Here is a 25,685-nt window from a genome sequence, read left to right as displayed (position 1 = left end):
CCGGTTGTCTTCGCTTTTCCCGGACAGGGAAGCCAATATGTAGGCATGGGCGCGGAACTGTACGCGCAGGAGGTGAAATACCGGGAAACGGTGGACCGCTGTGCCGAGCTGTTAAAGCCGCAACTGGGTATGGATATCCGGGATGCGTTGCTGGGAAGCGAGGGCTTTGAAGAGAAGCAATTAGAGGAGACATGGTTGACCCAACCAGCACTGTTTGTGACCGAATATGCCCTGGCCCAGTTGTGGATGAGTGTGGGGGTGAAACCCACCGCGCTGATCGGGCACAGTCTGGGAGAATATACGGCCGCCTGTATAGCTGGAGTGTTCAGCTTGGAGGAAGGGCTGGAGCTGGTGAGCGTCCGTGGGCGACTGATGCAGCGATGTGAAGCGGGAGCGATGGCGGCGGTTGGCATGAGCGCGTCCGAGTTGGCCGAACAATTAAGAGGAACGCTGGAGATCGCAGCCATCAATGGGCCGCGAATGAGCGTGGTGACAGGACGGACGGAAGAGGTAGAAGAAATGATGGTTCGGATGCAGGAAGCAGGCGTAGAGTGCCGCCGACTGCGAACGGGCAGCGCATTTCATTCCTCGCGGATGGAAGCCGTGCTGGGGGAACTGGAAGAGGCTTTGAAGCGTGTAAAACTCCATGCACCGCAGCTACCTTATGTATCAAACGAAACGGGGGAATGGATTACCAAGGAGCAGGCAAGTAATACGGCCTATTGGGTGTCGCATACGCGCCGAGCGGTGAGGTTTGCGGACAATGCGGAGCAGGTGCTGATGAGGTATCCGAATGCGGTAGTCATCGAATTAGGGCCGGGACAGACATTAACGACATTAATACGGCAGTCGGCCTGTTGGGGAGCGGAACACAGAGGCATGCGTACATTACCCACGTGCAAAGCCGGAGGCGGGGAACGGGGGCAGTGGCTGAGAAGCGTGGCAGAACTGTGGAGCGGAGGTGTAAGCATCGGATGGGGAGCGTTACACGAGTCCCGGGTGCGTAACCGAGTAGAATTGCCAACGTATCCGTTTGAGCGTCAACGCTATTGGATTGAACCTCGTTTGTCTCAGAATGCGCCTACCTTAGCGCACGGTTGTGGTTTAGAGCGTTTAGAGCCCGAACAATGGCTGTATGAGCCTGTATTCCGTCAGACATCGTTATCCTTGTGGCATCCTAAAGAATGTCATGGTTTGTGGATGGTATTCGAGGAAAATCATGATGGATGGATTGATTTGCTGGCTGAAAGGCTCGAAAGTACAGGACAATCGATCGTTCGTATTCGAGCAGCAAAAAATTTTGAAAAAATTAACGAGCAGTTGTATAGCCTGAACCCGACTAACCCTGATCACTTTGAAAAAATCTTTGATTCTCTCTCCTCTGATGAATCTCTGATTCGCATCATCTGCTCATGGAGCGAAAGCGATTATGATTTTGGTGGACTTGCTGGTTTTTTTCAGCTCTCCAAAGCAGTGCAGGTTTATACGTGCAAAATTCCTGTCCATATTTGTATTGTTACTGAAGGGCTATACAATATTGCAGGTGAAATTACGATTCAACCTGAGCGCATGATCCTCTCAGGAATTGGAAACGTGTGGATGCAAGAACATGAAAAGAGTGCTTTTCACTTGGTAGATGCGATGATGCCAAACCATCGTCTCCAGGCATCGCTAATGGCGGATGCCATTCTGGAAGATATTGTGTCTAGATCTGCAGGAAATGCGCGTATCTATCGTAATAATCGTCGGTGGACAGTCGAATATGTGCCTATGATTAAAATGGTTGAGAAAAAGGGGATCGTGCAGACTTCATCTGCAACTTATCTTCTGATTGGTCCGTTCGACTCTAAAATGCAAACCTTCGCTCAATATCTCTTGCAGCACCCAACTAATGAAGGCCATGTACGAATAATTGTGATGAATGATACGTTTAATAATGCTGACTCTATCAATTCGCCAACAACTAAAGCAGATCATATGAATGTAGCGGGTAATACTCAGCACATAGCGTCTCCATTTTTAAAACTAGAAGAACAGGGAGCAGAGGTTCATTTTATACGAGTTAAATTTCAAGTAGATGGGGCAATGACGGAAGCCATTGCTCAAGCTGCGATTTTGTACGGAAACATTACTGGAGTTGTTTATACAGACTGGTCTTCGGAAGAAATTAATTTTGTAGCCGGGAGCGATTTGAATCACGCAACAGTGGAAGCTGAACTTGGCCGTACGGTAAAGGGATTGAACGAACTGGAACTTGCTTTGGTACAACATCATCCTAAATATTGTCTTATCCAATCCTCTATCGCCTCCAAGCTCGGAGGGTTAGGGTTATCAATACATGCTGCTGCAGCGGCTTATACAGAAGCATTTGTACGCAGGCATAATGAGCAGTCGAATTCAGATTGGCATTACATCGGTTGGGACGCTTGGAGCTCGGATACAGCACCCGAGCTGGAAAAAAGAGGGGGAGAGCTAGGCAGAATGGCTGTTCGTCCGCAGGAAGCGACTCATGTATGGTCTCAATTAATGACGAGTGGAAATGTACATCATTATCTTGTTTCAACGTCTGATTTCACGGCTCGGCATAATTACGCTTTCCAAAGCTGGAAAGCAGAGCAGGCAGATTTGGATAGGGAGCAACCGCTGCTTCAATCTCGTCCGGTACTGCCTGTACCCTTAGTTGAGCCTCGTCATGAGCTGGAGCAGCAGCTTGCAGATGCTTGGATTAACTTACTCGGAGTTGCTCCGATCGGCGTTCATGATGATTTTTTTAGTCTTGGGGGACATTCTTTGCTCGCTACACAAGTGATCTCCTGGGTGAACAGTCGATTTCCTATCGAATTTCCATTTAAGTATTTTTTCGAACATCCGACAGTGGCAGAGATTGCAGAGGCGATCGAGTTGATGTTAATTGAAAAGTTAGAAACGATGACAGAGGAACAAGCCAGCCAACTTTTATAGGGCTCTGAACGTCAAAAGGAAAGGGTGACAGAAGGTGGAAAATGAAAGTTTATCGCTATCTGGCAGCAATCTATCGGATGCTAAGCGAGCCCTACTTGAAAAATGGAAAAAGGGGAAAGTTTCCACTGGGGAAATGAAGCCGCGTGATCGGAATGAGGCGCTTCCGCTGTCATTTGCTCAGCAACGATTATGGTTTTTGGAACAATTAGTCCCGGGAACACCTGTCTATAATATTCCGGGAGCCGTGCGCTTGAATGGAAAATTGGATATAAAAGCACTACAAATGGCGGTCTCTGAGATCATTCGACGGCATGAGGTGCTCCGCACCCGATTTGTTGTCCGTGACGCTATTGCTTATCAGGAAATTGAAAATAGGGAGACCTTTAAACTGCCAATCACGGATTTAAGCTTACTCTCTAAAACTGAACGGGAAGTTGAAGCCGAACGATTGATCTCGGAAGAGGCAAAATGCCCCTTTGACTTGACCGTTCCACAGCTTCTTCGAGTACGATTGATACGTTTGGAGAAGGAAGATCACTTTCTTGTGATGTGCATGCACCACATTATTTCTGACGGATGGTCACTGGAGGTATTCCATCGGGAGCTTGCTTTACTATATACAGCTTTTTCCCAAGGTGAACCCTCTCCCTTGCTGGCACTCCCCATTCAGTATGGGGATTTCTCTACGTGGCAGCACAAGAGAATGGAGAATGGAGAATATCGAGAGCAACTGGACTACTGGTGTGGTCAGCTCCAAGGTCTGCGATCCGATGTAAACTTACCGTATGATCGGGCTCGCTCAACTGTGCCGACTTACCAAGGAGCCCGGTATTATTTTGAAATATCCGAAGCACGAACTGAGGGCTTGCGCTGTCTCGCTCAGGAAGATGGAGCTACGCTTTACATGGCACTGCTTTCGGTACTAAAAGTTCTTCTTTTTCGATATGGAGGATCAGCAGACATTTCAATCGGTTGTCCGATTGCTAATCGAAATCAGGCACAGATTGAGGGGTTGATTGGTTTTTTTGTAAATACGCTCGTCATACGTTCACAGATTGGGGAAGACGATAGTTTTCAGGCCGTTCTCCGTCAAGTTAAGCGTGTGGCATTAGAAGCGTATGCCCGGCAAGATGTTCCATTTGAACAACTGGTGGAAGTTCTTCACCCTGAAAGAGATCTGAGCATATCCTCACCTTTCTTTCAGACGGGCTTTGTCTTTCATAACACGCCTATTTTAAAGACAGATTTGGGAGGACTAGAGTTGACCCCCATAACCGTGCACAACGGGATGGCACCCTTTGACTTTCTGCTTTCGCTTACAGAGGCAGACCGAAAACTAGTTGGGTTCTTTGAATATTCGACTGAATTATTTGATGAGGATACTATCATTCGTATAGCAGCTCACTTGCAGGTATTAATGGATAGTATTTTGTCCAATCCTGTTGAGCCTGTAAAGCATCTGGCTATACTACCGGAGAAGGAGAAAAATTGGTTACAAGCATGGGGAAAAAAAGAAACAGAAAATGAAAAAGAGAAGGAGACGCACAAAGTAACAAGCATCATACATGAACGTTTTGAGCATATTGCTTCTCTAAATCCCAATTCTGTCGCGGTGGTGTATGAGAACAAGTCGTTGACCTATGCTGAACTTGATGGGAGGGCAAACGCCCTAGCACGCCAGTTGCGGCTATTAGGAGTGAAAGCTGAAGTTCGTGTCGGTATATATCTGGAGCGTTCGCTTGAACTTATTATTTCTATTTTGGCTGTGCTCAAAGCAGGTGGAGCCTACGTTCCACTTGATCCTGCTTATCCGAAGCAGCGTATCGCTTATATTGTTGAGGATGCTGATATGTCCCTGATGATCACACAGACCCCACTTCTCAGCACGTTTCTTGATCTTAATGTGCGGACCGTTACTGTGGATGATTTTGATGTAGACGCATACAGCCAGGCTCCATTAAATTTTGAAACGAATTCTTCACATCTAGCCTATGTTATTTATACTTCCGGTTCCACTGGCCAGCCGAAGGGAGTGCTTGTGGAACACAGAAATGTAGTCCGCTTGTTTGATAATACGCATAATTGGTTTGAGTTTGACCAGCACGATGTATGGACGCTCTTTCATTCGCATGCTTTCGATTTTTCTGTATGGGAAATGTGGGGAGCTCTGTTCTATGGAGGCAAGCTGATAGTTGTTCCTTACCTCGTTAGCCGTTCGCCAGAGAATTTACATGCTCTTTTGCATTCCGAAGGAGTGACTGTGCTTTGTCAAACACCTTCCGCTTTTCGACAACTGTCTCAGTATGACGAGGGACATCAGCCAACGAGGCTCAAATCTTTGCGTTATATCATTTTTGGTGGAGAAGCATTGGAAATGCATACCCTCCAATCTTGGTTTGACCGACATGGGGATGTCCGGCCGCAATTGGTGAATATGTACGGCATCACCGAAACCACGGTACATGTCACATATAAACTGCTGACACTGGCTGATCTAGAAGCGAGAAACAGCCTCATTGGGGTTCCTTTACCCGACATGAGCATATATTTGTTAGACCGTAACCGCGAGTTAGTGCCTATAGGTATACCTGGAGAGATTTATGTAGGAGGCGCAGGCGTTGCAAGGGGATATTTAGATCGACCCCAATTAACTTCAGAGAAATTCGTTCCAAACCCGTTCTCTAACACCCCAGGCACCATACTTTATAAAACTGGCGATGAAGCTAAAATCTCACCCGCAGGTGAACTGGAGTTTCTTGGACGTAACGATTTTCAGGTTAAAGTTCGAGGATTCCGTATTGAACTGGGTGAAATTGAAGCAGCAATTAAGAAGCATGCTGCCATCCAGGATGCTGTAGTTGACGTAAGATCAGATGCGATGGGAAATAAGCAGCTTGTTGCCTATATTATCGAGAAAAACGCGGACAACGGCGATGTGAAATTAACCAAACACTGGGAAAATGTATTTGATCAAACCTACGAGAGTGAATCTTCTGAGGAAGCCGCCGAATTCAATATCACCGGATGGAACAGCTTGTATGACGGTCAGCCTCTTTCAGCAGATTGTATGCGTGAATGGGTTCAAGAGACGGTCAAGCATCTGCTAGATTTGAAGCCTAAGCGTGTGTTGGAACTGGGTTGTGGAACGGGACTGCTTCTTTTCCAAGTAGCACCGATGTGTGAGCACTATCTGGGCACAGATATTTCACTAAAAGCCATACAGCGTTTGGAGATGCTGACAAAGAACATGCCCCAAGTAAGGCTCCAGCACCAGCCTGCCCACAACATGGAGGGAATTGATCCTGGCTCTTACGATCTGGTCATACTTAATTCGGTTATTCAATATTTTCCTAGTGTTGAATATCTCCTTGATGTACTTAAAGCCGCAGTGAGAGCTGTTCGTCCTGGTGGTACGGTGTTTATTGGGGATGTACGAAGTTTGCCGCTGCTGGAAACCTTTTATACTTCAGTGGAGCAATTCAAGGCTCGGTTTCCGTTGACAGCAAAAGAACAAAGCATACGGGTTATGGATCGGATGAAGCGTGAGCATGAACTGATCCTTGACCCCCAGCTATTTGTAGAACTGGTACAGAGAAATCCTCAATTAATCCATGCAGAAATTCAATGGAAGCGCGGAAATCAATGGAACGAGTTGACGCGGTTCCGCTATGATGTTTTATTGCGTGTGAATTCTTCGGAGATACAGATGGTAGAGCCATTAACATTGTCATGGACTTCTTTCCAGCAGTCAGAGAGCTCACTGCAAAAGTTGGCGGAGCAGGGTGTGGAAACTGTTGCTATCAGGGGCGTGCCCAATATCAGGCTTCGGAATTTGCTAGAAAACGTGGGGGACGATGCTGTGGACCCTATGGATTTTGTTGTATTGGAGCATACACTTCCTTACGATATTTCAATCCACTGGGCAGGGTCAGGTCTGGAACATTGTTTTGATGTTATCTGTACTCACAGGAATCTCTCGTTAGAAAATCAGATCGTTAAAATTAGGAATAAAAGTATGCAAGGGACCGATGATTGGAGTCGTTATGCAAATAAGCCTTTAAAAATCGAAACGTCTAGTGGATTGCCGTCGGAGCTACGTATTTTACTGAAGGAACAATTCCCAGATTATTTCATTCCAACTGCCTGCATACCAGTGAGTGTGTTTCCACTCACTTCGAACGGCAAAGTTGACAGGGCAGCTTTGCCTACTCCGGGGCGCGACCGCCCAGAGTTGGAAAACTCCTATGTCAAACCCCGTACACCGTTGGAACGGCGGATTGCTGAACTTTGGAGCATTGTGCTGGGCATTCCTCAGGTTGGAGTCACAGATAATTTTTTCGAACTGGGTGGTCACTCTTTGCTTGCCACACAGCTTATTTTCAAGCTGCATGACGAGCTTAACATCGAAGTTCCTCTGCGAGTACTGTTCGAAACGCCTACCGTAGAATGGATGACGAAGGCATTTGAAGCAATCCAGAACGGTGAGGAAAAGCTGTCTTTTTCGCAACTAAATTTATGGAACGACTGTAAGCTACCGTTTGGCATTCGTAAGCCTGATTCGGTCAGTAAAGAGCACAGGCCCGTACAGAACATTTTACTAACGGGAGCGACAGGATTTCTTGGAGCTTTCCTACTACGTCAGTTGCTCCGAAGCACCTCGGCAAATATCTTTTGTCTTGTACGTGGAGGCACCGACGAGGAAGCTGCACAGCGCTTGCAATCAAATCTTGCAAAGTACGGCTTGCTTGAAGAATCAGCTTCAGAACGCATAAAAGTGTTCGCTGGTGATTTGGGTCTCCAAAGGTTTGGGTTGTCTGAAGCTGCTTTTGACCGGTTGGCCGAGGAGATGGATGTCCTTTACCACAATGGCAGTATGGTCCATTTCATTGCGCCATATGTCGAGCTTAAAGCAGCGAATGTGCTGGGAACTCAGGAAATGATACGTCTGGCGAATATGGGACGCTTCAAAACGCTCCATTATATCTCGACTACACACGTGTTTTCGGGCCAAGATATCCAGAATGGAGTATTGTCGGAAATGGATATTCCAAAGCATCCTGAGGATCTTAAGCTTGGATATACGCAGAGCAAATGGGTTGCGGAGCGTATAGTGATGGAAGCGGCTCGCTGTGGACTACCGACCCTGATTTATCGTCCGGGACGGATATGGGGAGATAGCCATATGGGCCACTGTCAAACAAATGATTTTATGTGGTTGATCATCAAGGCCTCTATAGAATTGGGACTAATCCCCATAATGCAAGCTGAGATGGAAATTATCCCGGTTGACTTTGCAGCAGAAGCAATTATCTATTTGTCAGGTACCCAGATTCCTGACGGGCGTGTATATCATCTCTTGAATCCGATGCGAACCACATGGGATGAGGTAATCGAGACTCTTGTAAACTACGGATATGCTCTTAAGAAGGTACCCTACGAGGTTTGGTACGAACAGATCCATCAGACGGCATCTTGTTCTTCAAGCCAAGCAACGAATGCAATTTTGCCACTTTTGGAAAGCAGATGGAATGACGGTATGTCAGAATTCCAAGTTCGCTATGACACTACCCATCTGATACAGGACCTGAAGAAAAGCGATGTAACTTGTCCGAAACTGGACAGGTGCTTGATGAATACCTACCTTACTTATTTTGTCGAGACAGCTTTCTTGCCACAACCAAATGTAAGAAAGTTGGGATATTAGGGAGGTTGAGAAATGATGGAGCCTATGTTTAACCAGTCGTTTAACGAAATCGGTGATTATTTACGCTCAATGTTCGAACCATCGGCAGAGCAACATGAATTGGAAAAGAAGATGGATAGGCTCATAATACATCTTCTCCCAACTTTATCGGACATATGACCTCATCGCTGCCTATATTTTTCAGACCGCTCAGCCGCCTTTTAGTAGCATGTAGTGAAGGTGGAAACATCCAAGTCATTTACAGTGCTTGAGCGTCAAACACTTGCGTTTATGCATCGCTTGGTATACAGCCGTGGTGAATCTTCTTACACCGAACATGGGCAAAATCTATCAAGCACGTTGGGGGTTGTGACTTCGGGGGGGGGGGGGGGACGGTGTCCAACTTAACTGCCCTGTGGATTGCAAGCAACGTTGCGTTGTATAACCAAGATACCGACGTGGAACGAGATGGTTACGCCCTCGCATTACATAAAAATGGGTATCAGCGGGGCGTTATTATAGGCTCATCCTTGATGCATTACTCATTTGATAAGGCTGCATAGGCATTGCTGGTACAACAGAGAGCGGAGCAATTGATCCGCTGGTAGACATAGCGGAGTTGGCCAGAGCGAGAGATATTCATTTTCATGTAGATGCTGCTTGGGGAGGTCCGCTACTTATGTCGGACGTACACGCCTGTAAACTTCGTGGAATTGAAAGAGCTAGTACCGTAACCATTGATGGGCACAAACAGATGTATTTGCCCATGGGTATAGGGATACTATTGTTAGGAAATTTGTGTACTAAGTAAGAGACGTGGAGCATTTGTGATTACGTCTTACAAAGGAGTGAAACATATGGTATTGAGAATGCCTAAATCTCTTCAGACCTTTCCTAAAGGAGCCATCAAGAACGCTCAGATCCATCAACGGTTTCCAGCGATAGGGATTACTGAGTTTCGTATTGATGTCCATACACTCGGAAATATGTTGATTTGTTTTGATGCAGATAAAGAGATTAGCTTTGTGGCTTCTGGCGAAAAACATCTGCTGCCTCAACGAATTTGCTCTGGCGGTACATTCCTGTTCGAGGGAAGTAACTTGGGATCATATTGGAAACAGGGACAGAATCAAAAAATCTTCATAGAGGTTCATGTACCTCTAGAAACGAATGTACAAGCTAAATTCACGGCTGGAGTTCTAGTTTTAGATGGAGGGCGGGGGAACATCAATGTTGAGGGTGCATTTGGAGAGGTGGCCGGAATTACAGAGTCCTCTAACGTACAGATAAAATTAAGTACTGGAGATGTCTCAATGAATGAGCTTCGTGGTGATGCGGATATCCGGTTGACGGGAGGAAGCGCTACATTGGGCTGGACTGAACTAACAGGTAGGGAGCGTATTAATGTTCATTGCGGGACCGGAGGAATTGACATATTCTTACCTGCTGTAGAAACCACGGTTCTAGATGAAGGATTTCTCCCCCGCGCCAAGCGGATAACAACACGCACAGGGTCTGAAATCTCTGGAGTTGTCGGTATAGGTACATTTGACATAAAACATTGGCAGTAGGTATGAATTATAAAAGGAGCTTGCAAAACGGCAAGCTCCTTTTATAATTCATACGCCTTTAATCCGATCATGCGGGTACCGCAAGCAAAAATCTCGAGATATATTCTGTTGAAGTACGGAATTGGACAATAACGTAGTGAGCTGATGAAATGCTTCAAACAGTTTGATATGGAATATTGGTGAAACATAGGTCGATATGAAGCTGTCTTAGAGGAGAAAATCAACCTTATGAATCGACCCTTTGGTTGATTTATTATACTGGCTTGCGCGATAAAATGAGAACATAAAATAAGAGGAGTGGTATTGTTATGATCCCTAATTCACCTATCATTGAAGTAAGCGAGCTAAGCAAAAGCTTTGGTAGCCGCACAGCGCTGAACAATGTAACGTTCGATGTGCATCAAGGTGAAATTTTATGTTTTCTTGGTCCTAATGGGGCAGGAAAGACTACAACAATCAATATTTTGTCTACCTCGTTACGCGGGGACCATGGAAATATCCGATACTGTGGAGAGCCAGTGGAACGGCTAATGAGCCAATATAAACGTGAACTTGGAATTGTTCCGCAGGATTTAGCGGTGTATGAGGACATATCAGCCGAAGCCAACGTTCGTTTTTTTGCTTCGCTATATGGTTTGACTGGCACGGAACTAGATAAAGGTACAAATGAAGCGCTTGAATTCGTCGGATTGGCGGACCGGCGTAAAGATAAACCGAAGACATTCTCTGGAGGAATGAAGCGGAGGCTTAACATGGCTTGTGCCATCGCTCATCGTCCCAAAATGATTATTATGGACGAACCAACGGTAGGTATTGATCCCCAGTCTCGGAACCATATTCTTGAATCAATCCGCAGGCTGAGAGACGAGGGGGCAACGATCATCTATACGACACACTACATGGAAGAAGTCGAGGAAATATCTACTCGAATTTTGATTATTGATCACGGCGAGGTTATCGCTTCCGGTACCAAAGAAGAATTGAAGGAACGGCTTGCTGATGAGAAACGTTACGAAGTAGAGGTTGAAGAAATAAATGAAATGCCTGATATTGATCTATACCGAATTGACGGCGTTAAGAAAGTAGATATCGTCGGAAACCGGATTCACATCTCAACGCTAAAAGGGATTGAAAATCTGGATCAAATCATTGTGAACTTAACATCAAATGGACTTAAAATTATTAATCTGACAGGCTTTTCGCCCAGTCTGGAGATGGTTTTTCTCAATTTGACTGGTCGTACTCTTCGGGATTAGGAGGAAAAGACAATGACCGATTCGAGAAAAAAAACGGAGCTGCTATGTCCATTTTCCATTATTCTTAAGCGAGATTTTATCAATCTGGCTACGAATGTCTCGCTTATCCTGAGTAATACCGTTTTTCCACTACTTTTAATCTTTGTGCTAGGTTATTTGGGTGAAGGTCTATATGGTGGCAGTGACGTTACTGCTTACGATTACTATGGCGTGACGATTCTAATTTATAGCGCTTTAAACGTATCCATGACGGCTGCAAATAGTTTTATGGATCAAAATGTGAAACGTAGCAATCTTCGCATACTGTACGCACCGATCCCAAAGTCGTTCATTTACTTGTCCAAAACTGTGGCCACGTTCCTATTTACAGGTCTTTGTTCCATTGCACTTGTAGCAATACTTCAACTCGTGTTTAACATTCGGCTAGGTGGGACCTCAGCAGTTTACACAGCTGTTGTACTTCTTTGTTTCGATTTGTTTTCATCCGCACTCGGTGTCCTATTCTGTTGCCTCTTTAAAGGTGAGGAATTAACAAACAAAATTCTTTCGATAATAAACAGCGTGCTTGCGATACTAGGTGGTTTGTTTTTCCAATTAGATGGCCTCGGTAGGACGGCGGAAGTCATATCCTTTTTCTCCCCGGTCAAGTGGGTGGTTGAAACTGTGTTGCGTATTGTTTACGACGGAGATTTCAGCTTGTTTCTACCAACACTGTTGAGCTTTGTTATAGCCTCCCTACTACTCTTATGGGGCTGTAAACGAATTTTCAAAACGGAGGACTATATATGAAAACGACTTTTCGCATTTTTTGTAATCATTCCCTTCGTATGTGGAACCGCAGGAATGTAATTGTCATCACCCTAATCATGACGTTGGCATCAATGGCGCTGGCAATCTATTTTACAGCTCAATCAGAATTGAAGGGCACCTTAGCAGTGGTAACAAGCCAAAAAGTGAGTTTGCCCCTCAGCTCAGAGCAGTATCGGATTCAATATTTGCAGCAGCAGCCACCTAAATCTGAGCTGGTAAGAAATAGATATGATGCAGTGGTTACTTTCAATAGCGACGGATCTCATCGTATTGAATCATTGAAATCGGATGAGTTTAAGCAGCAGCTAGAGCATGCGATCGTTCGCCCGCATGCGCCGTTGCCTGTAATGTATCAAAGAGGAGTTGGGACCAATATATTGGGTTACCTTACCATGTTCCTGCTTATTCAAGCTTTGTTTTATTTACAGTTATTTTCAGATGACAAAAAAACGGGCACGTTTCGACGGACTGCCGTATCTCCTGCAGGAATTGTTCCCTATTTATCAGCACAATGTCTATTTGGATTTATGGGTGTTTATGTGCCGGCATGGCTAGTGTTAGCCCTTGCGAAAGCTGTAGGAATCAATATCGGATTTGGTCTTGGCACATACTCTTTACTTCTTGTCTTGCCTGCGCTGTTAGCAGTATCTTTTGCTCTGTTTATGGCAGCGTGGATCGAGAATACTGATAATGGGCTATCATTATCTTCAGCCATTATTCTTTTAAGTTCGGTGCTTTCGGGCAGCTTTTACACAATTGCTCATCAGAACGGTATTATGAAGGTTATTACAAGTGTTTTCCCACAACAGCATTTTATAACGCTCGTTCAAGAAATGGAGTTAAAAGGAGCAGTAGGGTTGTATTGGGAGCACGCACTTTATGTGATTGTAGCGTCCGCAGTGTTGGCGGCGGCAGGGTGGCTCATTTGTAAGAATCGTTTTCGCAAAGGATTCTACGGGTAACTTCGGAATTTCGTGTTATAGTAGAATTAGATATTTTCACACGAAATGAGGCAGGTGAAAAGAAAAGATGGGTAGTTTTCAGCTGCTTTCCGCCAAATTGAAAGCACCCGCATTACGTAAGCAATATGTCCCGCGTCCTGAATTGTATCGGAAACTTGATAGGCTCTCCGATCACAAAGTTTTGGTCGTGCAGGGCTCAGCAGGAAGTGGAAAAACCACACTTATGACATCCTACATGAGCGAGCGGCCGGATCTTGGATGGTATTGGATTACGCTTGACGAAGCGAATAACGACGCGCGTTCTTTTTGGTATTACGTTTTAGAAGCGTTAAAGGGACTGTTCGGACAAGAGCCAGAGCACTTGCGTACAATGTTTGACGCACTATCCCAAAAGCCTAATTTGGATCACCTGCTTGTGCTACTAGTCAATCGGTTGGAGGAATGCAGGGCAGTAGGAACGCTGGTATTAGATGATTTTCACTTTATTGATGACACGACCTTACTTCAAAGTCTGACATTTTTTCTTCGCTTCAGTCCCGAATCAATCCGCATTGTTCTGCTGACCAGAGAAACTCCAAAGTTATATTTGGGGGAGCTTGCCATGTCGGGACAATACCTGGAGGTTAACGAACGCGAATTAGCTTTTACCCACGATGAAGCGAATTTATTTCTGACTCAAACGCTTGGTTTAACACTCGAACCCTCAACTGTTCACAAGTTGTATCAATGGGCTGAAGGATGGGTGGGCGGCTTACAACTGTCTGCTCTTGCGGTTGTTCACCATACGCATACTTTGATGGAGCCAGTCGGAACCTTGAACAGATACATGGTTGATTATTTGTCTAATGAGATTTTGCGGTCGGTATCGGAGTGGGAGCAACAGTTCATGCTTCAGACATCTGTGCTTGCATATTTCAATGAAAAGATATGTAATTGGATGCTCGGCATTAATGATGCGGCGGTGATTATCACAAGGTTGGTAGAAAAGCATTTGTTTGTGATCACCGTGGATGAGGAAGAAGGTTTATATCGTTATCATCAGGTATTTGGGGATTTTTTAAGGGCAAAGCTTCGCGAGCAAGGAGAAGATACAGTACGATCGCTCCATCTTAGAGCAGCAGAAGTTTATGAACGAATGGGAAGTAGTGAAGAGAGCCTCCAGCATTATTTGTGGGCTGAGGCCTATGAAGAAGCTATACGTTTATTATTAGCAACAGGACATCACTTCCCTAATTGGTCGTACCTTCGGCAAATTCCACTGGACATTTTATCTTCCAGTCGCCCACTTATGTTTCAGCGGTTGTTTTATCACTTTTGCAACTTAGAAATTGAAGATATGAGGCAAATCATAAATTTAACACCACAGCAAGAGGAAGATGGATTAGGGAGCTTGTTTCAGTTGTGTCGTTTTATGCTAGGAGATGAAGTTTTTGATCTACCTGTTGGAATGGAATGGCTCGAAAACTGGGAATCTTTTGAAATGGATACAGTTACGCGTGCCATTATTTTGGTAACGGGTGGAACGATGTTGTCGCTCAAAGATCAATTTGCGACAGCCATGAATTGGCTCAATCAAGCAAAACGGTTGGAAAAATTGTCGCCAAATCCTTTTTTGCGCTTTTCTATCTTGAGCAGCCAAGCCCAAGTGCTGGAAACGTTAGGTGAATTTTCGGAATGTCTGTCACTGTATGAAATTATGTTTGATCTTTGTGAGAATTATCCTATGCTACATCCAATGAAAGTTATCAACTGGATCGGGCTTACTGGCATCCAATTAAAGATGATGAAGCTTGAATTGGCTGAAGAGTCAATTGCTACGGCTAAACAATTATTTTTCGACGATGACAGTCAATTAAAAAGTGCATATTTATATAACGAAATGGAACTTCGAGTACTTCACGGCGATAACACACGCGCGATTGAATTACTGGAGGAACTTAAGAAATTTCCCCTTTATCAAAGTCCTACCTATTTTACGTCTATTTTAAAATACATGCTTAGGTATGGATTGAGTAACATTGAAATGGAAAATGAACTATTGAAAAGAGTCGAAGAACCACACTCCAAAGCTTTTATACGCTTGGAAGATCGTTTGGCGTGTGCTCGAATTCGCGTAGCAAGAGGAGAAAAAGAGCTTGCCTATCAGCACCTTGACGTATTACTGCCTCATGCAAGAAAACATGGAATTCGAACCATTCTGGTAGAAGGGTTATTATTGAAGATGACTCTAATAGCTTCTGTATCAAGCGTGCCGGGAAAAGAATTGTTTCACGTACTCCGAGAAGCTGTACATTACGGATATGAAAACGAGTACCTGTCTCCTTTTTGTTTGGAGATGGAGAGACTTCGCCCTTATTTTGGTCTATTTTTGAAAGATCCGGAGCAGGAATTAAATTCCAAAGAAAAATGCTTTGCACAGCTTATACAGAAACTCTTGGAACAATCAAAAATGCAAATATCTTTGCCAGTATCACCTAAGGAGCGTGAAAAAGCCATTCTCAGTGAGCGTGAGCTTGAGGTACTTCAAGTGTTAGCCACGGGACGTAGTAACAAAGAGATAGGAGTTATGCTGTGCATTTCATTAGCTACAGTTAAATCTCACGTCATCAATATTTACACGAAACTCCAGGTATCTAACCGAGTAGAGGCTGTAGAACGGGGAAGAGAGCTTGGATTACTTTATTAAATAGAGTATTGGACTTATTCACTTGACGGATTGTCAAGCCAAGTGCGACAGTTCCTCTAAAAAGGATTCGTGAGCAGTTTTCCACCCCAAACATTTTCGGGGTCTGTGATTCATGAGATGGAGAGCTTTATCCAAGGCTTCATCCGAGATTTGGGCGAAATCCGTCCCTTTGGGGAAGAACTCTCGCAAGAGGCCATTGGCGTTTTCATTGGAGCCTCGTTGCCAGGAGGAATACGGGTCAACGGGTCAGCGAAATACACCTGCACGCCGTGAGTGGCCTCCAAGCTCGCATAACAAGCAAACTCCTTGCCTCGCAGCTGTAGCCGTTTGAAATGCCCCCGAGGGATACTGCGAAGCAGCTACCCCAAAGGCAATCTCCATAGACCAAGCCGTACGGTCAGGCATCCGTATCGCCGTGTATAGGCGGGTCTTGCGCTCAATGAACGTTGCTACGCAGCCTTTGCTTTTCCCGCGGCCCGAAACGACCGTGTCCAGTTCCCAGTGACCGAACGTTTCCCGAGAACGGACCTCTTTCGGGCGATGGGAGATCGTCTTGCCGATTATAAACTGGCCACGTGTCTCTGTAGGTCTCTAGCGCTTGCCTTTATGCCGTAGTTACGAGGAGCTGTAAGTTATGCAACCATATTCGCTTCAAAAACTGTTGTTTCCAAGGTAAGGTATTGAAGCAAAAGTGGTTGCATAGAAAAGCTAACTGTTAATATTAAAACTTTTATTCAACCACTTTCAAGAAAACGTTATGCAACAGTTTTTGGTTCCTGATTGCAACTGGTTTTGCTTCAACGTACAGTAAGAATAGACGTTTAACACAAAGTTCTATCGAAAAACTTGTTGAGAAATATGCAACAGCCTTTGGAAAGCCAGCTTTGACGGTTCATTCTTTGAGGCATTCATTTGCCACACGTTATCACATTGAGAATAATGATGTCCCAAAATTAAAAAATCAATTAGGACATTCTTCAATACGAACTACAATGATTTATACGCACTTAACAGATAATCAAATGAGAAACGCTGTAAACAACATGGATAAATAATGTGGAGGGCGTGACATAAAGTTGCCTACCAGGCTAAAAAAATTGCTGAAGGAATCAGATCAAGTTCCAAATTTGCTCGTTAAGTAAAGAATTCAGGGCATATTTCGATCAAAGTAGGGAACTTTGTGCCAATGTACAATTGGAAGAAGCTCAAACCAGCCTGATTGAAGTTTTCCAGACATTTATTCAAAATACGGATTTTGTGAATATGTATAAGGAAAACCGCGTAGCAACACGGGTTCATCTTGTCCAGTGATGTTGTTGATTGACACAAAACTTCCCTTGTTTTTGACACCAAAGCCCCCTTTTTAACTTTATTCCTTGTGCTAATCATTGAAAAATCATTATGTAATTTCATGTTGGATATAAAATTGCGTAGTTCTCACTTAATCACTTATTAAAGTGGGAGTTTTGTGTCAAACTCCAATTATAGTGGATGTTTTATGTCAAAGCATCCACACATAATGGTTGATTTGTATCGCTAATTTCGTGTTTCTTTACGTTGGAAGTTGGTCATTTATCCATATTATTAACGGCAGTTCTCATTTCTTCGTCAGACAAATGTGTATAGATCATGGTTGTTTGTATTGACGAATGCCCTAACTGATTCTTCAACCTAGGTACATTATTGTTCTCCAGGTGATAACGAGTAGCGAATGAATGCCTCAAAGAATGCACCGTCAATGCGGGTTTGCCAAATGCCTTCGCATATTTCTCAACGAGCTTTTCAATTGACCTAGGTGTTAAACGTCTGCTACTTCCTTTTCGACCAATTGGTGCTGCGATAAACAGATAATTCTCCGACTTTTCTGGTATATATCTAAGCGCTCTGATTTTTAAGTAATCCTCTAAATCCATTAGAGCCTGCTGACTAAAATATACATACTGTTCTTTATTTCCCTTACGTACCACACGTACCAGACCTTTATTTATATCAATATCATCGAGATTAATACCCGCTACTTCTGACAAGCGAAGTCCAGATCCAAGTATCAGGGATACTATGGCTGTATCTCGTTCACGATTAAACTCATGGAAATAAATTAATCTTTTATTTTCTCTATTGACCTCACCGAAATCATGGGCCACAAACTGACGGAATTTCTCAAAATCGTCTTCCCGAAGTATTTTTCCTTCTATACGATTGGCAACTGTTTCTTGAGTCTCCTTGCTGGTATTAAACTCAATCTTGGCCATCACATTCCGCTGAATATATGGTTTGAGATCCTGAGTCTCAGCCTTGTTTTGCAAGTAATTAAACAGGGATTTTAACGCCGATAGCTTCCGGTTAATTGTAAGTTTTGTATTTCCTAATTGATATTCCAAAAAGGATAAAAAATTCTCTACTTCACGAACAGTTAGCGTTTCTAAAACCGAAAGTTCAATTTCCTTACGACTGGGAGCTGCAAATTTCTCGGAAACGAGCCAGTCAAAAAAAATGATAAAATCATGGCAGTAATTCAACAAGGTTGTGTGTGAAAGCTTACGTTTACGAGTATCTATGTATTCAGTAACATACCAAGGTAGCTCCTCACATTTTTCATCAACACGTTTTATATAATAAAGTCGCATGTCTTTATTCATTCAATGACCAACCTCCTTAATACAAAAATAAAGCATTTATAATTATTCGTCAAATTATTATTTTACGTAATTTTGTTTATTCACGTTCTCTTCTCCTAGTCAAGTAAGTATGTATGAATGGCTTTAGGTCACTTGTTTCAGCCTTGTTCTGTAAGTAATCAAATGAGGATTTTAGTGAGGATAATTTACGGTTGATGGTTAGCTTGGTATTGCTGAGTTGATAATCCAAAAAAGATAAGAAATTTTCTATTTCACGAATTGTTAGGATCTCCAATGTAGCTAAATCAATATCTTTTCGTTTAGCCACAGTAAAATTCTCTGTAACTAACCAATCAAAAAAAGTATAATCGTGGCAATAGTTAAGAAGTGTCGTAAGTGAAAGCTTGCGTTTTTTACTATCAATAAATTCCTGTACCAACTTTAATCTAACTGAACACGCAAACCTCATTAAGATCTTACAGATTTGGATTAAAGCCTAATTTAGTATCCAACATGAAGTTTATCAAATTAACAACTAGTAATCCCTTAAACATCCATCCACTTCTCTAACACACTAAACCCTTTTGGTCTATTGACGACAGCTTCAATTGGCTCGGCAAACCAAGTGTTGGGGTAGCAATTTCGCATGTCTCGCCTGGAGCTATTGTTGGAATGTCGTAGAAATCTGATTTTGCATGGCAGCGACAACATCGCTTGTTAGCGTAGCGACTTTTTTCGGGATTTCATTACTGACTTCCATAGATACCTCGATCCATACTTTATTAACATCTTGTGTCCAAGCTCCTTTTGCCTCACAATTATCTCTAACGATGGCATCCGTTTCCTTGTCACGATGAGCTTCCTTAAGCAATTCTCCAATGGTGTATGCTTCCTCCATGGTTACAAAAAAATTCGTATGCTTGATAAAGAAAATGCCGTCCACTTTCCAATAAGTTTGACTATTCCCTCGGCCGCTTTGTTTGCAGCCTGAGCATACGGTCCTTTTGCCGATACCTTTTTCAGATGTCCGGCGGCAATGATTCCCCAGTCCGTTTTAATTCCGCCTTGCTCCACAACTATAACATCAATACCAAACGGTTCCAATTCCAGTCGAAGGCAATCCGAAAGACCTTCTACTGCAAATTTAGTTGCATGATAGCATCCGCCAAAATTGGTCCAAATCTTACCGCCCATTGAGGAGACATTAACAATTTTGCCGAATTTATTCTTTCGCATGCTTGGCACCACAAGCTGTATCAGTCTTGCCAGTCCAAACACATTCACTTCCATCTGTCTCCGGGCCTCTTCCATAGGAATATCCTCGATCGCCCCATACGAGCCATACTCTGCGTTATTAACCAGGATGTCTATTCTTCCTTCCTTTTTAAGGATCTCATTGACGGCCTGAATCATGGATTCGTCATTAGTGACATCCAAGGAAATGGGACGAATACCTTTTGTCGCAAGATCCTGCATTTTGTCGATGCTCCGCGCAGCCGCATAAACCGTAAAACCTTTGTTTTTCAGCTCAATGGCCACCTCCTTACCGATTCCCGAAGATGCCCCTGTAATTAATGCAACTTTTTGACTCATAAATAAAACTTCTCGTTTTCGCAATTGATTCTGAGAATTAGAAGTGACTCAGAATCAATTGGCAACGTTTCAGAATATCTTTTTTTAATTTATTTTAAGCCTCCTCAGATTTGAGTTCTTATTCTAGTACCGGATTGTTTTTCAAGCTCATGGGTTCACTTATCTCCTTATGTAAATCAAATTACTTTCTCAGAAAAGGCACTACCCTCTTGTTGAGGATAGTGCCTTTTCTGGGCCATTGAAATAATTAGCGATTATTCTATCCCTGCTGTAAATTCTTCGATAATTTCTTGGCAGGTCTTAATATCGTTAATCATATCAATACTGTTCGAAACACTAACAATACCTTCATCAAGATTTCCTTCCAGCATTCCCGTTTTAAAACCATCTCCGTATATGCTGGCAATTTCTTGACGACTTGCCCCCTGTTCTGCAAGCTCTACACATTTTAACGCTACTTTGTTTGGTGTACAGCGAAGACTCCCGACCATAGCCTTAAACTCCACCAAATCCTCAAGTTTACCGTTTAGAATGGCTTCTTTGCAGCGTATATCCGCAGGGCATTCCACCGAGGCTATAAACCGGGTGCCGACATAGATACCTTCCGCGCCCAATGAAAAGACAGCGTTCATCCCGCGCTGATCTACAATTCCGCCGGCTGCCACTACGGGAATGCTGACTGCATCGACAATCGTAGGAACAATCGAGAATGTGCCGATAACATGTTCGCTCATATGCCCGCCAGCATCATATCCGGTTGCTATTAATAGGTCTGCCCCTGCATTTTCTGCTTTCTGGGCGGTCTCAACTGTTGGATTGACATCACGGTAAATGACAATGAAGCCCTGATCTTTCATTTTCATTATCTCGTTTTCGGAAAATCCCCCAGACGCCAGTATGATTTCTACCTTTTCCTCACAGAGCACTTTATAGATTGACTCTGCAAAAGCAAGCGTAAAAGGGATATTGGGGTTTGGCATCAGATAATTGACTGCAAAGGGCTTAACCGTCAATCCTCTTGTCTTCCAGATTTCCCTTCTTAAACGTTCAGCAGTCTCCACAGGATCTTGGGTAAGTGTCGTCTGTCCCGCGTTAGGGCCCAACACACCAAGCCCCCCCGCATTGGACACTGCCGCGACAAGCTCGGCATCCGTAACCCATGTCATTGATGCTTGGATAATCGGAACTTCAATTCCTAACCGTTCGGATACTCTTGTTTTTTTCATTTTAAAAATACCTCCTGGCTTCATAAATCATTTTTGATTCTTTTGCTTTACATGTAGCAATTTATTTATCATACTTGTAGCTATCAAATAAGGAAGTACGCACATTTTTGTACCTTGAATTTAAGGAGGATTTTAAAAATGAATAGAGACAAATTGATGATACTGATTCCGCAGTTCTATATGCACTGAATATAGTTGGCGGAAAATGGAAATTGCCTATATTGCGGAATTTAATTAATGGCGATTTGAGATATAACGAGTTAAAAAGACAGCTTAATGGAATTACCAATATCATGCTCACACGTTCTCTACAGGGTTTAGAGGAGCATGGCCTTATTAAACGTATCCAGTTCTCTGAAATACCACCTCATGTGGAATACGGGTTAACGGAACAAGGTCGAAAGTTAATCCCTTCCATGCTAGACATTCAAAAATGGGGAGAAGAGCAAATGTCATTAGATAAGTGAAAATGCGTGTGAGAACCCAGAGCAATCGCTTACGTAGTCTAAAGCACACACTTTTAACTGGCTTTTTAAGCGAAGTATCTTGGTTGACGAGATTTAAATATTTATTCTCACTTGGAGGACAGTTCCAAAGTATCTTCAGCAAATACAATGAATGAAGTATAAAAATATAAAAAAGCTCATTAGAAAATATCTCTAATGAACCATTGGCTATTCAGATGGTACCGGCGAGAGAACTCGAACAACCACCCTTTCGGACTCGATTTTGAGTCGCTAACGGCTTTATACCATTTAACTTGTATCGTTAAAGACAAGAATTTATATCGTTTCCCTATTCTCTCTCCGTTTGACTTTGCTGTGCAACAGAGCAATTCACCATGTAACCAAAAACACTGAATCACTCTGGCTAGCCTGTCATACGAACGAAAGGGCCAACCTACACCTGGGTGACTCTTTCGTATTGCTTATTTGCAATCATTAATGACCAGACGGGGCCGAGACGGATTTAATCAAAGCATTTTGTTTCGCATAAAACGTAAGATTGTCTGGATGAGGAATGTATGCCTCCTCCAATTTCTCGATTTCTTCGTCAGTCAATCGAACGTCCAGTGCCGCTACTGCGTCGGTTAAATGCTGCTCTTTCGTAGCTCCTACGATTGGAGCTGTAACAGCATCTTTTTGCAGCACCCATGCCAAAGCGACCTGAGCACGAGGAATTCCACGCGCTTCCGCTACCTCATTCACCGATTCGGTGACTTTTCGATCTGATTCTGCTGTTGCCTGATATAGAACTTTGCCAAACATATCGTTGTCCGCACGAAAACTTGTTTCATCCCAGTTCCGGGTCAATCTGCCTCTGGCCAATGGACTCCAAGGAATCACACCAATTTTTTCCTCTTTGCAAAACGGCAGCTTTTCTCGTTCTTCCTCTCGGTACAATAAGTTCAGATGATTTTGCATACTCACGAACCGGGACCAGCCATGGCGCTCGGCAGTATAAAGCGCTTTTTGAAATTGCCAGGTATACATGTTGGAAGCTCCAACATAACGTGCCTTTCCAGCTTTTACAACGTCATGTAACGCTTCCATCGTCTCTTCAATAGGCGTATTGTAATCCTAGCTATGGACTTGATAAAGATCAATGTAGTCTGTACCCAGTTGTCTAAGACTGTGATCAATCTCCGTCATAATGGCCTTTCGGGAGAGACCTACCGCATTTTGTCCTTCTCTCATTCCAGCAAACACTTTGGTTGCGATGACCACTTCATCTCGGTTGGCAAAGTCCTTTAGGGCCCTACCAACAATTTCTTCGCTACTGCCTTTCTGATATTCATTTGCCGTATCAAAAAAATTGATACCCAGATCAAGAGCCTTCTTAATCATGGGGCGACTTTCTTCTTCATTTAAGGTCCATTGATGTCTTCCACGTTCAGGATCGCCATAACTCATGCAACCGAGAGCTATTCTGGAGACATCTAGACCGGTATTGCCTAACTTCACATATTCCATAGTATTTTCTTATCCCTTTCGATTAAAAAATTATTCAGCTTCCGCCTCAAAATCGGTTGAATACGCCGTGTCCTTTTGCCCTTCAAGCGCAGCCAAGCGAGAGCTTAGACTTGTATGAATCGCATCGTATGCATCGCTTCCCAACGTTAATCGAAGCGGCGCGTTTTCCGCATCGGCTACGTCGATCATTGCTTTAACCATTTTGACAGGGTCGCCGGGAGTATGCCGATCGCTTGGTTGTTCAGCCATCTGTCGCATATAGCCAACTGGTGTTTGGGCGTAATCTTCAATCCCTTCTGCCACAATCAAACTGCTTCCCGAAAAGTTGGTTCGAGCTGACCCGGGCTCGATCAAGGTCGCCTGGATATTAAAGGCAGCTATTTCTTGCGAGAGAGCTTCAATGAACCCTTCTACCGCCCATTTAGACATATTGTACATGCTTAATGCAGGAATTCCCGTTTGACCAGCCATGCTGGACAATTGAAGGATGCGGCCACCACCTTGCGCCCGAAGGTAAGGCAAGGCTGCGCGTGTCACTTGCAGGGAGCCAAGGATATTCGTTTGAATAAGGTGATTTAATTGCTCGTTGCTTACTTCTTCAGCCGCTCCAAACAAACCATACCCGGCATTATTGACGATGACATCAATACGGCCCAATTCTTTGAAAGCGCGCTCGATCACTTGGTTAATCGCTTCCGTATTCGTTACATCCAACGTAGCGATCCAAAGCCGATCTCCATATTGCTCCTTCAAATTATCCAGTGTTTGAGGTTTGCGAAGCGTGGCCGCAACCCGGTCTCCTCTCTCCAGGAGCATTTCTGTCATGATTCGCCCAAATCCGCCTGATGTACCTGTAATAAACCATGTTTTCATTTATGATCCCCCCCATATTTTATTAAAATTAGTTTTGTAATGTTATAGTCAGCCTTTTGCATTCTTCAAGCTTTCGCCGTCTCAAAATCAGTTGAATACGCAACTGATTTTTGTTGCTCCAGTGAAGCTAAGCGTGCAGTCAGACTTTTGTGAATCGCCTTGTATGCATCGCTGCCCAACGTTAACCGGAGAGGAGCGGTTTCTTGGTCAACTGCCTCAATCATGGCTTCAACCATTTTTACCGGATCACCCGGAATGGAATCTCCTCCATATCCGCTAATCAAGCTACGCATATAACCGACGGGAGTACCTTCGTATTCAGACATAGCATCTGCCACGACCATCCCTTCGCTCCCAAAGCTTGTCCGTGCGCCGCCTGGCTCGACCAACGTCCCTTGGATGTTGAACGGGGCAACTTCTTGCACAAGGGCTTCGAAAAATCCTTCAACCGCCCACTTCGAGGCGTGGTACATGCTAACTGCGGGCATCGCAACCAGACCTGCCATGCTTGAGAGTTGCATAATGCGTCCCCCTCCTTGTGCACGCAGATGCGGGATTGCGGCACGTGCCACTTGTAGCGAACCCATAAAGTTTGTATTGAATTGATGTGCAATTTGCTCGTCACTAACTTCCTCTACTGCTCCAAACAAACTGTACCCAGCATTGTTTACAATTACGTCAATGCGTCCCAACGTTTTAAACGCCTGATTTACAACCTCACGAATCGCGGAAAGGTCCGTGACATCCAGAGTAGAAACCCATAGCTGTCGTGTATAATACCATTTATATAGATAGGGGGAGAACAAATGATTGACAATCAACGTGACGAAACACGACGAACAATGATTTATCGGCTAATTCACCGGGCTCGCAAGGAAAGCCTGACTACTATGCGTGCCGAAGACATGGCAAAATGCATGGACGTAAGTAAAGTAACGATGTACAAATACTTCTCGTCCAAGGAAGACATTTTGGCTTCGGTCATTTCTAACTTTAAAGATTATCTTCGCAATGAAGACATCTTTTCTTTTCATGAGGATGACTCCGTGATTGATCGCTACCAAAAAACCTTTGAGCAATCACTAATGATCAATTTTTATTTTCCAGAGCATTTTTTTGAGGATTTTAAAAATAATCATCCGCCACTATATGAAGAGATTGTCAATGCACAGCATTTTCGCTTCATTCAGCTCGAAGAATTGTATCGACTAGGTTCGGAAAAAGGGATCTTCCACCCGGTGAACGCTGCAATATTCGTCCTGGATGACCAACTCATTTTACGTCGGATTCTTGATCCTTCCTTTCTGATCCGCCATAATCTGCTGCTACAAAGCGCCTTAATGGATTATTACAATATGCAGAAACGAAAACTTCTGAAGGACAAGTACCTGCACAGCTTGGATGACTCTCCTATTGAAGAGACCGTACGATTCTTTGTTACCAAAAATTCACGCTATTTATAAGGAGAGAAAA

Annotated in this window: 17 protein-coding genes and 2 pseudogenes; 11 read left to right on the top strand and 8 right to left on the bottom strand. The window is 43.8% G+C overall.

Features of this window, described 5'->3' with window-relative positions; all coding sequences use genetic code 11:
* From ACWGOO_RS11675 to ACWGOO_RS11640, 8 genes are all read left to right on the top strand, one after another.
* The coding region (locus ACWGOO_RS11675) for an acyltransferase domain-containing protein (protein WP_452483495.1) at nt 1–2,961 on the top strand (2,961 nt) is incomplete at its 5' end.
* A gap of 34 nt (nt 2,962–2,995) precedes the next feature.
* The gene (locus ACWGOO_RS11670) at nt 2,996–8,665 is read left to right on the top strand and encodes an amino acid adenylation domain-containing protein (protein ID WP_452483493.1); all 5,670 of its coding nucleotides are present in this window, start codon (nt 2,996–2,998) and stop codon (nt 8,663–8,665) included.
* A gap of 538 nt (nt 8,666–9,203) precedes the next feature.
* Nucleotides 9,204–9,455 carry an aminotransferase class V-fold PLP-dependent enzyme gene (locus tag ACWGOO_RS11665; RefSeq protein WP_452483527.1) on the top strand — a complete coding sequence of 84 codons (252 nt, stop codon included), beginning with the start codon at nt 9,204–9,206 and terminating at the stop codon, nt 9,453–9,455.
* A 46-nt stretch (nt 9,456–9,501) separates the two neighbouring features.
* Nucleotides 9,502–10,215, top strand: a complete 714-nt coding sequence (locus ACWGOO_RS11660) for a hypothetical protein (protein WP_452483491.1) — start codon at nt 9,502–9,504, stop codon at nt 10,213–10,215.
* Between the two features lie 308 nt (nt 10,216–10,523).
* Nucleotides 10,524–11,471: an ABC transporter ATP-binding protein gene (locus tag ACWGOO_RS11655; protein WP_452483490.1), complete on the top strand. Its 948-nt coding sequence runs from the start codon at nt 10,524–10,526 to the stop codon at nt 11,469–11,471.
* Between the two features lie 12 nt (nt 11,472–11,483).
* Nucleotides 11,484–12,260: an ABC transporter permease gene (locus ACWGOO_RS11650; RefSeq protein ID WP_452483488.1), complete on the top strand. Its 777-nt coding sequence runs from the start codon at nt 11,484–11,486 to the stop codon at nt 12,258–12,260.
* Complete coding sequence (locus tag ACWGOO_RS11645) at nt 12,257–13,243, top strand: ABC transporter permease (RefSeq protein WP_452483486.1); 987 nt, start codon at nt 12,257–12,259, stop codon at nt 13,241–13,243. The genes ACWGOO_RS11650 and ACWGOO_RS11645 overlap by 4 nt, the downstream gene beginning before the upstream one ends.
* A gap of 67 nt (nt 13,244–13,310) precedes the next feature.
* Nucleotides 13,311–15,929 (top strand): LuxR C-terminal-related transcriptional regulator, encoded by a 2,619-nt coding sequence (locus ACWGOO_RS11640; protein WP_452483484.1) that lies wholly within the window; start codon nt 13,311–13,313, stop codon nt 15,927–15,929.
* A 33-nt stretch (nt 15,930–15,962) separates the two neighbouring features.
* Here ACWGOO_RS11640 and ACWGOO_RS11635 read toward each other — a convergent pair.
* Nucleotides 15,963–16,544 (bottom strand): annotated as a pseudogene (locus ACWGOO_RS11635) (IS30 family transposase); the annotation flags it as partial.
* 161 nt (nt 16,545–16,705) lie between these two features.
* On the opposite strand from ACWGOO_RS11635, the gene ACWGOO_RS11630 reads away from it, so the two are divergent.
* Nucleotides 16,706–16,984 (top strand): tyrosine-type recombinase/integrase, encoded by a 279-nt coding sequence (locus tag ACWGOO_RS11630; protein WP_452483525.1) that lies wholly within the window; start codon nt 16,706–16,708, stop codon nt 16,982–16,984.
* A gap of 513 nt (nt 16,985–17,497) precedes the next feature.
* Here the strand turns inward: ACWGOO_RS11630 and xerS are convergent.
* From xerS to ACWGOO_RS11610, 4 genes are all read right to left on the bottom strand, one after another.
* Nucleotides 17,498–18,568, bottom strand: a complete 1,071-nt coding sequence (xerS, locus tag ACWGOO_RS11625; RefSeq protein ID WP_452483482.1) for a tyrosine recombinase XerS — start codon at nt 18,566–18,568, stop codon at nt 17,498–17,500.
* Between the two features lie 640 nt (nt 18,569–19,208).
* Nucleotides 19,209–19,445 (bottom strand): hypothetical protein, encoded by a 237-nt coding sequence (locus ACWGOO_RS11620; RefSeq protein ID WP_452483480.1) that lies wholly within the window; start codon nt 19,443–19,445, stop codon nt 19,209–19,211.
* A 2-nt stretch (nt 19,446–19,447) separates the two neighbouring features.
* Nucleotides 19,448–20,140 (bottom strand): oxidoreductase, encoded by a 693-nt coding sequence (locus ACWGOO_RS11615; protein ID WP_452483478.1) that lies wholly within the window; start codon nt 20,138–20,140, stop codon nt 19,448–19,450.
* 254 nt (nt 20,141–20,394) lie between these two features.
* Entirely contained in the window at nt 20,395–21,366 is a 972-nt protein-coding gene (locus ACWGOO_RS11610) for an NAD(P)H-dependent flavin oxidoreductase (RefSeq protein ID WP_452483476.1), read from the bottom strand.
* Nucleotides 21,367–21,518: 152 nt separating this feature from the next.
* On the opposite strand from ACWGOO_RS11610, the gene ACWGOO_RS11605 reads away from it, so the two are divergent.
* Entirely contained in the window at nt 21,519–21,833 is a 315-nt protein-coding gene (locus ACWGOO_RS11605) for a winged helix-turn-helix transcriptional regulator (protein ID WP_452483523.1), read from the top strand.
* 474 nt (nt 21,834–22,307) lie between these two features.
* On the opposite strand, the pseudogene ACWGOO_RS11600 reads toward ACWGOO_RS11605, so the two are convergent.
* From ACWGOO_RS11600 to ACWGOO_RS11590, 3 genes and pseudogenes are all read right to left on the bottom strand, one after another.
* Nucleotides 22,308–23,339 (bottom strand): annotated as a pseudogene (locus tag ACWGOO_RS11600) (aldo/keto reductase).
* Nucleotides 23,340–23,369: 30 nt separating this feature from the next.
* On the bottom strand, nt 23,370–24,212 hold the full coding sequence (locus ACWGOO_RS11595; protein ID WP_452483474.1) for an SDR family oxidoreductase: 843 nt from the start codon (nt 24,210–24,212) through the stop codon (nt 23,370–23,372).
* A gap of 65 nt (nt 24,213–24,277) precedes the next feature.
* Nucleotides 24,278–25,033, bottom strand: a complete 756-nt coding sequence (locus tag ACWGOO_RS11590) for an SDR family oxidoreductase (protein WP_452483472.1) — start codon at nt 25,031–25,033, stop codon at nt 24,278–24,280.
* Between ACWGOO_RS11590 and ACWGOO_RS11585 the strand changes: the two genes are divergently transcribed.
* Nucleotides 25,019–25,675 (top strand): TetR/AcrR family transcriptional regulator, encoded by a 657-nt coding sequence (locus ACWGOO_RS11585; protein ID WP_452483470.1) that lies wholly within the window; start codon nt 25,019–25,021, stop codon nt 25,673–25,675. The genes ACWGOO_RS11590 and ACWGOO_RS11585 overlap by 15 nt on opposite strands.
* Nucleotides 25,676–25,685 lie beyond the last annotated feature (10 nt).

This window comes from Paenibacillus sp. NPDC055715, from assembly GCF_053617595.1.
Note: the sequence above shows the minus strand (reverse complement) of the source record. Positions and strands in the feature narration are given on the sequence as shown.